This is a genomic window from Cobetia sp. (genome assembly GCF_983723665.1).
This window is the reverse complement of sequence record NZ_CFDJES010000157.1, coordinates 1-5,809: the sequence shown is the minus strand read 5'-3', so window position 1 is coordinate 5,809 and position 5,809 is coordinate 1. Positions and strand designations below refer to the sequence as shown.

4 protein-coding genes are annotated in these 5,809 nt (G+C 58.5%); 3 read left to right on the top strand and 1 reads right to left on the bottom strand.

The annotated features are described in order from the left end of the window. The first annotated feature begins 87 nt into the window (after positions 1–87). Together AC4FAH_RS12755 and AC4FAH_RS12750 are read left to right on the top strand one after the other, a co-directional pair. A complete protein-coding gene (locus AC4FAH_RS12755; RefSeq protein WP_176426456.1) occupies positions 88–1,143 on the top strand; it encodes a LacI family DNA-binding transcriptional regulator in 1,056 nt (351 codons plus the stop codon). A gap of 80 nt (positions 1,144–1,223) precedes the next feature. Then, positions 1,224–2,216 (top strand): nucleoid-associated protein, encoded by a 993-nt coding sequence (locus tag AC4FAH_RS12750; RefSeq protein WP_024952240.1) that lies wholly within the window; start codon positions 1,224–1,226, stop codon positions 2,214–2,216. A gap of 106 nt (positions 2,217–2,322) precedes the next feature. On the opposite strand, the gene AC4FAH_RS12745 is transcribed toward AC4FAH_RS12750, so the two are convergent. Beyond that, positions 2,323–3,201, bottom strand: coding sequence for an ABC transporter substrate-binding protein (locus AC4FAH_RS12745; RefSeq protein ID WP_024952241.1), 879 nt, complete (start codon positions 3,199–3,201; stop codon positions 2,323–2,325). Between the two features lie 357 nt (positions 3,202–3,558). On the opposite strand from AC4FAH_RS12745, the gene AC4FAH_RS12740 reads away from it, so the two are divergent. After that, the gene (locus tag AC4FAH_RS12740) at positions 3,559–5,586 is read left to right on the top strand and encodes a TonB-dependent receptor domain-containing protein (RefSeq protein WP_279836712.1); all 2,028 of its coding nucleotides are present in this window, start codon (positions 3,559–3,561) and stop codon (positions 5,584–5,586) included. The last annotated feature ends 223 nt before the right edge of the window (positions 5,587–5,809 follow it).

The window sequence follows — 5,809 nt, the reverse complement described above, 5'->3', positions numbered from 1 at the left end:
TCACTTTCTGGGCATTTCTGGTACGTGGCGATATGCTATCTCTGCACTTAATCGTTCAAGCTTTTCATCTTCAGGAACCCGACGCCTGTGTCATCGCCTCGCCGCATCACTCTCAAGGAGCTAGCCGCACAACTCGGCGTCTCCACCGCCAGCGTCTCCAACGCCTTCAACCGCCCCGACCAGCTCTCGCCAGCATTGCGCGAGCGGGTGCTCGAGGAGGCCAGACGCCTTGGCTACCGTGGCCCGGACGCCAAGGCGCGCAGTCTGCGCACGGGGCGCTCACGGATCATCGCCGTGGTACTCGCGGAGACGCTGACCTACAGCCTCAAGGACGCCGTCGCCAGCGAACTGCTGTCGGGCATCGCGGAAGTGCTGGATGCTCACGGCCATACCCTACTGCTGCTTTCAGGCCGCCAGAATGCCTCCCAGGTGCCCGGGTCTTCCAGCATCGCCGATGGCTTCATCGTCTACGGGCTGATGGCCAGCATGGCGCTGGTGGAAGAACTCCAGAGTGCGGGTCACAAGCCTATCGTGGCCGTCGACTTCGATCTGGGCGATCACCCCGCCATCCATGTGGATGATGAGCCCGCCTGCTACGCCATCGCGCAACATGCCTTGCAGACACCCGCCAGTCGTATCGGCATCGTCAACCTGCGCCTGACCGACACGCCCTGCAATGGCCCCATCACCGATGCCCACGCGCTGATTCCGACGGGTCAGACAATCACCCGCTCACGTCTGGCAGGTTTTCATCGCGCCCTGACTGAGCGAGAGGTGGCTTTGGAAGACGTCGCGATGTGGAACATCGAGGAAAACACCTATGAGGTCTGCGCGCCGGTGCTGGCAGAGATACTCGACCTGCCGGCCGGCGAGCGGCCAGACCTCCTGCTGTGCATGTCAGACCGTATTGCTCTGACCGCCGTGACCCTGGCCGAACAACGTGGCATCCGAATTCCCGAGGATCTGCGTATCACCGGCTTCGATGGCATCGAGGAAGGACAATATCGGTCACCGCGCCTGACCACCGTCCACCAGGACAGTACCGAGAAAGGCCGCCTTGCCGCGCGAATGATTCTGGGGCTGGAGCCCGCGTCATCACACCGGCTCTCGACACAGCTGATCCAGGGCGAGACCTGTCCGTGAGGAGGTGTCGCCAGGAGTGACGCTATGGGGCGTGGCAGGTATCATCCCCAGCCCGTTCATCGCAGCCGAGGGAGGTTTCCATGCCGATCCTGCACAGCATCATTCACCGTATCGACAAGGGCAATAGCGAGACGCCGGCCCAGCTGGTGCCTGCCGCCACTGCCCTGCCGGCATCCGATGCACTGGAGGATCTGGTGTCCGGGCTCAATGATGCCTACCACGGCAAGGCCAAGAACTGGGGCCGTTTCAATGAAGACGCACCTGCCGCCTTCCCCGCCGAGCTGGCGTCTTTCCTCGCAGGTGATAGCGATTTCGCGAGCCTGACCCAGACGCTTGCCGGTCGACTCATGCCGTTGATCGATGACAACCTCCCGACAGGCGGTCATCTGCTGGTGGTGGATCACCAACAGGGCGAGACGCGTCACCTGTTCATGGCGTTGCTGCACCATCGTGACGGCTTCGCGATCGACGAGTCCCTCGCGGTAACCCCCGCCCGACAGCTCAACATGACCCAGATGTCGCTGGCCGCACGACTGGATATCAGTCAATGGCAAGGCAGCTCGACGTCTCACCCCTATCTGTCCTGGGCGCGCGATCGCGGACGCACCAAGCTCGCCGAGGCCTTCGCCGAAACGCTGGGCGCACAGGAGCAGCGGGATGCCGGTCAGGAAACCCGCACCCTGCTCAAGGCCTTCAGCGACTACGTCGAGAAGGAAGACATGGCCGAGGAGGCCAGTCGCGAGAAAACCGATACCCTGGTCGACTACGCCACTGATCAGGCCAAGCTCGGCGAGCCAATCACGCTGGATCAGTTGTCTGAGCTGATCGATGAAGAGCACCCGCAGGCCTTCTACGACCACATTCGCAACAGCGACTATGGGCTGTCACCGGAAATCCCGCCGGACAAGAAGACGCTCAACCAGTTCAAGCGTTTCACCGGGCGCGCCGCGGGCGTCTCGATCAGCTTTGATTCGCACCTGCTGGGCGACTCGGTGGAATACGATGAAGCGAGTGACCGTCTGATCATCAAGCAGGTCCCGACGGGCCTGCGCGATCAGCTCAAGCAACGCTGAAGCCTCTGATCAGACGACATCACCTGATGCACACCCGGCAGACACACGAAGGCCAGGCAGATGCCTGGCCTTCGTGTGTCTGACAAGAAACCGTGTGCCCCGGCCTTTACAGCCCTTCGAGAACTTCATTCATCTGAGCACGTACACTCTGCAAGCCATTGCCGGAGAGATACCAAAGCCCCGGGGATAGCACGGTGACACCAATGTCCGCGCCGCCAGCATCGGCCAGCGCGGCCTCAAGCGCGTCAGCATCCATCGGGGTCTGGCCAATGGCAGCACTGCGATCGACCACATAAAGAGCATTCGGCGCCATCTCGGCAATATTCGCTGGCGTCAGCGGGTAGAAAGTACGCGCACCACGGCTGACCGGCTCCACGGAATCCGGCAACGCCGGCTGTTCGATCTGCAGCAGCTCAGTCACTACCGGCTCGTTACGCAAAGCATAGCGACCGTCATTGTGAGTCACGACCAGCACTCGAAGATCGTTAACGAGCCCCTCCCGTGCCGTATCGATTGCAGACTCAAGCGCTGCAAGATGATCGTGCGCCTTTTCCTCAGCATGATACGGGGACGCCAGGCTCAGCACCTTGTCACTAAATGCTTCGAAGTAATTGCCTTCTTCGAGAGTGACATCACGCGTCTCCGCCACAGCCTTGAGCGCCTCAAGCGATCCAGACTGACGGCCGGTGACCAGAATCAGGTCCGGCTCCAATCCCGCGATCGCCTCGACATCAGGCTCCTTGAGTCCGCCGACATCTGCTCGATCTTTGATCAAATGCGACACATAGGCGGGTGCAGACTGATGTGGAACCCCGACGAGATGCTCGGCCAAGCCCAGCTCATCCAGCGTATCGGCAGCGCCCCAGTCCAGACTCACGACGGAAGGGCCATGCTCTCCCCCGGCGACTTCGTGTGCCTGTGCACTCAAGGGTAAAGCAGCCAACAACAGAGTAGAGACAGACAAGGTGAGCCCAGTGACGTTCATCGACATTCCCTTTATTGAATAATAATTAATATCATTTGTGTTTGCGATCCTAGCACGACTATTTCCTCAAAATCATGCAACTGTGCGTTGCATAACCCGCAATTTACGAACGACTCCATGCCATCACCAAGGGTTGCGTAGAACGCAACTCTGCCAACAAAGAAACACACCTGAACTAAAAAATACGAATGTTTATCATTTGTTTTCTTAAACACGAAAAAAAGATCGACACTGATGCGATGATGCCTGTCGTATTCCCAACCCGAAGTCGACGTCAACAGAGCACTCAGTGGCCCACAACCCTAAAAAACTCGTGGCTCAATAACGACATAATCGCGACCTCAAGGATCCAGGAACATGACAGTCCCCGCACTCCCCTTTGCTCGATCGGCCTTGGCTATCGGTATCGCCGCCGCTTGCCTACCTGCTGGCGTACAGGCTAACGACTCCAGCCAGTTGGAACCTGTGGTGGTGACAGCTTCCGGCTACGAACAGGTGATCTCGGATGCCCCTGCCAGTATCTCGGTCATTACCGGCGAGCAGCTCAACAAGCAGTCGTACACGGACATCACAGATGCCATGGATAATGTGCCTGGCGTCTATGTCACGGGGGGCGGGAATTCTCAGGACATCAGTATTCGAGGGATGGACAACAGCTACACGCTTTACATGATCGATGGCCGCCCTCTCTCGGCTGGCCGCTCCGTCAATACCAATGGCAATGATGAAGGCAAGCAGATTGGCCTCCCCCCGATCTCGATGATCGAGCGAGTGGAAGTGATTCGCGGACCGATGTCATCGCTGTACGGCTCACAAGCCATGGGCGGCGTCATCAACATCATCACAAAAAAAGTGGCGGATGATTGGTCGGGGTCTGTCACGACGGAATACACCCATTCGCTCAACGACATCAGCAATGACGGGCAGCAACTGAGCTTCTATACCAGCGGGCCGCTCATCGAAGGCCTGCTCGGTCTCAAGGTCCACGGAAACTGGACCGGTTATGAAGAAAGCGATTACCAGGGCGGTAGCGACAATGCTGAAAGCATGCCCGACAGCGACACACGTCAAGGAGGTGCCGAGTTCACGCTGACACCAGATGAGGACAATGCGTTCACGCTCGGCTATACCGCCTCCAAGAAAGAATACACTCACAATGCTGGCGTGAGCATCGCAGATGATTCCGAAACCAGTCGTTATCGCTACGACAAGGATGTCTATACCCTTGGCCACAAGGGAAGTTACGGCAGCTTCCTCACGGACACCTATCTGCAGCACGACATCTCGGAGAACGTGCTGGATTCCGATGATGAGAAACGCGAAGAAGTCACCACGCTCAACAACCAGACCACGCACTTCTGGGGCGACCATATGCTGACCTTCGGCGGTCAGTACAAATTCGAGCAGCTGACCGATGAGACCAATGGTTTGCTGGATTCGAATGTCCCGGGGGCCGTCGATAACGTCGATCGCTGGATCGCGGCGCTATTCGTCGAGATGGAATGGAGTCTGACCGAGGACCTCAACGTCACCACCGGCTTGCGCTACGACGATGACGAGCTGTTTGGCGGACATCTCTCGCCGCGCGTCTACGCCAATTATCACCTTGACCCGCAATGGACACTCAAGGGCGGGGTTTCCACGGGCTATAGTCAGCCGAGCCTATCCGCTGCGACAGAGGGCTTTGGACGTCGAACCGGTCGGGGCAGCGCTGTCATCATCGGTAACGAGGAGCTGGATCCGGAAACCAGTACCAACTACGAGCTGGGCACCGTCTTCCAGAACCAGTCTGGCACGCTCAGCGCCGGCGCCACCCTGTTCTACACCCAGTTCAAGGACAAGATCTCCGAAGACCGCCTCTGCCAGGGCCCGGATGAAGGTTTCTCCGATCCCGCCTTCCGCGAGTGCAGCTATGCCGGCACTGATTACTATTTCGTCAGCACCTACCGCAACATCGACGAAGCTGTCATGCAGGGTATCGAGCTGTCACTGGACTATGCCATCACGCCAAGCGTGAACCTGAGTTCCAGTTACACCTACACCGACTCCGAGCAGAAAAGTGGTGAATTCAAGGGCGAGCCCTTGAACAAGGTCCCGGAACATATGCTCAACGTGGCACTCGACTGGCAGGCTACTCACGACCTCAACCTGTGGGCACAGGGGAACTACCGTGGCGAAACCAGTGATTACCTGTCACGTACCAGCATGAGCGAAGGCACGCCGAGCTATACCTTCTTCGATGTGGGTGTCGTCTATGCCTTGAACGAGAGCGCTCGCGTCAAGGCTGGCCTCTACAACATCGCTGACAAGGAAGTCACCAATGACACCTACGGCGTGGTGCTGGATGGCCGCCGGTTGAACCTTGGGCTGACCATGGACTTCTGACCCTCGACTAGATCCACTCATGCTTACGCATCAAGGGGAGCCGAGGCTCCCCTTGATGCGTTGCAGCTCATGGTTTTAAAACAAGACGTCAGTCATGACGGGCCGGTGTCTTCATCAGCAGCTTCCATCAGATCCACGAGACTCGCTGCCACTTTCCTCCAGCAACCGCTCGCGGAAGGCTTGCACCTTGGCAAGCGTTGCCCCCAGGCCGATGAATCACGTA

What these genes read in the sequence shown, in the direction of transcription:
- AC4FAH_RS12745 (WP_024952241.1), bottom strand. Translation starts at nt 3,201, where the DNA reads ATGAACGTCACTGGGCTCACCTTGTCTGTCTCTACTCTGTTGTTGGCT.
- AC4FAH_RS12740 (WP_279836712.1), top strand. Translation starts at nt 3,559, where the DNA reads ATGACAGTCCCCGCACTCCCCTTTGCTCGATCGGCCTTGGCTATCGGT.
- AC4FAH_RS12750 (WP_024952240.1), top strand. Translation starts at nt 1,224, where the DNA reads ATGCCGATCCTGCACAGCATCATTCACCGTATCGACAAGGGCAATAGC.